4 protein-coding genes are annotated in these 3,754 nt (G+C 34.5%); all 4 read left to right on the top strand.

Annotated elements, in window-relative coordinates; all coding sequences use genetic code 11:
- Positions 1-254 precede the first annotated feature (254 nt).
- Positions 255-926 carry a deoxyribose-phosphate aldolase gene (deoC, locus tag KI356_RS07325; protein WP_001017444.1) on the top strand — a complete coding sequence of 224 codons (672 nt, stop codon included), beginning with the start codon at positions 255-257 and terminating at the stop codon, positions 924-926.
- A 105-nt stretch (positions 927-1,031) separates the two neighbouring features.
- The gene (locus KI356_RS07330; RefSeq protein WP_128281432.1) at positions 1,032-2,213 is read left to right on the top strand and encodes a NupC/NupG family nucleoside CNT transporter; all 1,182 of its coding nucleotides are present in this window, start codon (positions 1,032-1,034) and stop codon (positions 2,211-2,213) included.
- A 36-nt stretch (positions 2,214-2,249) separates the two neighbouring features.
- Positions 2,250-3,551, top strand: a complete 1,302-nt coding sequence (locus KI356_RS07335; protein WP_212935131.1) for a pyrimidine-nucleoside phosphorylase — start codon at positions 2,250-2,252, stop codon at positions 3,549-3,551.
- Positions 3,552-3,584: 33 nt separating this feature from the next.
- Positions 3,585-3,754: cytidine deaminase (locus KI356_RS07340; protein ID WP_212935132.1), on the top strand; the 170-nt coding region annotated here is incomplete at its 3' end.

Consider the following 3,754-nt stretch of genomic DNA (forward strand, 5'->3'; position numbering starts at 1 on the left):
TAGGAGTCCTTTTTGGAACACAAATTTCCTTTTTAAAAATAATTATGGATATTGAGATACATACTACCAGTGTTAACATAAAAGTTTTGATTTCAACTTGTGATATATATGAATTGTTTCTTAGCTAGAATGCACCGCATCTACTACAAGAAATTCCCTTCTGAAAAAGAATGAACAAAAATTCAAAAGTGTATTTACATTTGTTCAACTAAGAGTTAGAATGAAGTTGTTAAAAGATATGAGGAGTGAAGATAATGAACATTGCAAAGTTAATTGACCATACAATTTTAAAAGCTAATACTACAAAAGAAGATGTTATGAAAGTAATCGAAGAAGCAAAGGAATATAAATTCGCTTCTGTTTGTATTAACCCAACATGGGTAAAGCTAGCTGCGGAAGAATTAGCTGGACATGATGTAGACGTTTGTACTGTAATCGGTTTCCCATTAGGAGCAAGCACTACTGAAACAAAAGCATTCGAAACAAAAGATGCTATCGCAAAAGGTGCAACTGAAGTTGATATGGTAATCAACGTAGGCGCTTTAAAAGATGGCGACAATGAGTTCGTTGAAAAAGATATTTATGAAGTAGTACAAGCAGCAAAAGGAAAAGCTCTTGTAAAAGTTATTATTGAAACTTGTTTATTAACAGATGAAGAGAAAGTACGCGCTTGTGAATTATCAGTAAAAGCTGGTGCTGATTTCGTAAAAACTTCAACTGGATTCTCAACTGGCGGAGCAACTGCTGAAGACATCGCATTAATGCGTAAAACAGTAGGACCAAACGTTGGTGTAAAAGCATCTGGTGGCGTTCGTACACGTGAAGATGCAGACAAAATGGTAGCTGCTGGAGCTTCTCGCGTTGGAGCTAGTGCTAGTGTTGCAATCGTATTGAATGATGCAAAAGGTGCTACAGATAACTACTAATTAATAATGAAGTAAAGAGCAATAGATACACGTTTAAAGTAAAATGTATCTATTGCTTTAACAATTGAAAAGAATGTAAGCGGATACGAAGGGAGAAGACGGCTTATGAAATACTTAATAGGTATTTTTGGCCTCGTATTGATTTTAGGTATCGCTTGGCTTGCTAGTAATGATAGAAAGAAAGTCAAATATCGTCCAATCATAACGATGGTTATATTACAATTCATTTTGGGGTTTTTATTATTAAATACAAGCGCTGGGAATATATTAATAAGCGGAATAGCTGATGGCTTTGGAGAGTTATTAAAATATGCCGCTGATGGTGTGAATTTTGTATTTGGTGGATTAGTAAATCAAAAAGAGTTTTCATTCTTTTTAAGTGTATTAATGCCAATCGTATTTATTTCAGCTTTAATAGGTATTTTGCAGCATATTAAAGTATTACCTATTATTGTGAAATCTATCGGTCTAGTATTAAGTAAAATAAATGGAATGGGTAAACTAGAATCATATAACGCAGTAGCTTCTGCGATTTTAGGACAATCTGAAGTGTTTATTTCAGTTAAGAAACAACTGGGATTATTACCAGAGAAAAGAATGTATACATTATGTGCATCTGCAATGTCTACAGTATCTATGTCTATCGTTGGATCATATATGGTGTTATTAAAACCGCAATATGTTGTAACCGCTTTAGTGCTTAACTTATTCGGTGGCTTCATTATTGCTTCTATCATTAACCCGTACGAAGTTACTGAAGAAGAGGATATGTTAGAAGTACAAGAAGAAGAGAAAAAGACATTCTTTGAAGTATTAGGGGAATATATTATAGATGGATTTAAAGTTGCGATTACAGTAGCAGCTATGTTAATTGGTTTCGTTGCTCTTATCGCATTCATTAATGCAGTGTTTAAAGGTGTAATCGGTGTTTCATTCCAAGAAATTCTCGGTTATGTATTTGCACCATTTGCATTTATTATGGGTGTTCCATGGCATGAAGCAGTTAATGCCGGAAATATTATGGCAACAAAATTAGTATCAAATGAATTTGTCGCTATGACAAATTTAGCACAAGGAAACTTTAATTTCTCAGATAGAACGACAGCGATTATATCTGTATTCTTAGTTTCATTTGCAAACTTCTCTTCAATCGGGATTATTGCAGGGGCAGTTAAGAGCTTAAATGAAAAACAAGGGAATGTAGTCGCAAGGTTCGGTTTGAAATTACTTTTCGGTGCAACATTAGTAAGTTTCTTATCAGCAACGATTGTGGGCTTACTATTTTAATAGATTCATACAATATGAAAAGGAATGGTGATTATAATGAGAATGGTAGATATTATTGCGAAAAAACGTGATGGAAAAGAATTAACGACTGAAGAAATCAAATTCTTTATTAATGGATATACAGACGGAAGTATTCCTGATTATCAAGTGAGTGCACTTGCAATGGCAATCTTTTTTAAAGATATGACGGACCGTGAACGTGCAGATTTAACGATGGCGATGGTTGAATCTGGAGAAACAATCGACTTATCAGCAATTGAAGGAATTAAAGTAGACAAACATTCAACTGGCGGTGTTGGTGATACAACAACATTAGTATTGGGACCATTAGTTGCTGCTTTAGATGTACCAGTAGCAAAAATGTCTGGTCGTGGTTTAGGACATACGGGCGGAACAATCGATAAATTAGAAGCAGTGGAAGGATTCCACGTTGAAATTACGAAAGAGCAATTCATTGATATTGTAAACCGTGATAAAGTGGCTGTTATCGGACAAACAGGAAACTTAACACCTGCAGATAAAAAGATTTATGCATTGCGTGACGTCACAGGAACAGTAAACTCAATTCCTTTAATCGCAAGTTCAATTATGAGTAAAAAAATTGCAGCTGGTGCTGATGCGATCGTACTTGATGTAAAAACAGGTGCTGGTGCATTTATGAAAACAGAAGAAGATGCAAAAGAATTAGCACATGCAATGGTACGTATCGGAAATAATGTTGGACGTCAAACGATGGCAGTTATTTCAGATATGTCACAACCTCTTGGTTTTGCAATTGGTAACGCTCTAGAAGTGAAGGAAGCAATTGATACATTAAAAGGTGAAGGTCCAGAAGATTTAACAGAATTAGTACTTGTATTAGGAAGTCAAATGGTTGTACTTGCGAAAAAAGCTAATACATTAGAAGAAGCTCGTGAAATGTTAATTGAAGTTATGAAAAACGGAAAAGCAACTGAGAAATTTAAAGAGTTCTTAAGCAATCAAGGTGGAGATAGCTCGATTGTAGATCATCCAGAAAAAATGCCACAAGCGAAATATGTAATTGATGTACCTGCTAAAACTTCAGGTGTTATTTCTAACATTGTTGCAGATGAAATCGGTATCGCAGCTATGCTACTTGGTGCTGGCCGTGCGACAAAAGAAGATGAAATCGATTTAGCAGTAGGTTTAATGTTACGTAAAAAAGTTGGCGATGCAGTAAAAGAAGGCGAGCCATTCGTAACAATTTACACAAATCGTGAAAATGTAGAAGATGTAAAAGCTAAAATTTATGAAAACATTTCTATCTCTGAAACAGCAGTTACTCCTAAATTAGTCCATACAGTTATTACTGATTAATCATAATTACAGTTACTTTGAGGAGGAAATAATATGGATAAGAAAAAATATATTGAAGAAGCAAATAAGATGTTATCAAAAGCATATATTCCGTATTCGAAATTTCCTGTTGGCGCAGCATTAGTTACGAAAGAAGGTAAAATTTATACTGGTTGTAATATAGAAAATGCTTCTTACGGTTTATGTAACTGTGCAGAAAGAAC

It is taken from the genome of Bacillus hominis (assembly GCF_018332515.1).
GTDB classification, from domain to species: Bacteria; Bacillota; Bacilli; order Bacillales; family Bacillaceae_G; genus Bacillus_A; species Bacillus_A hominis.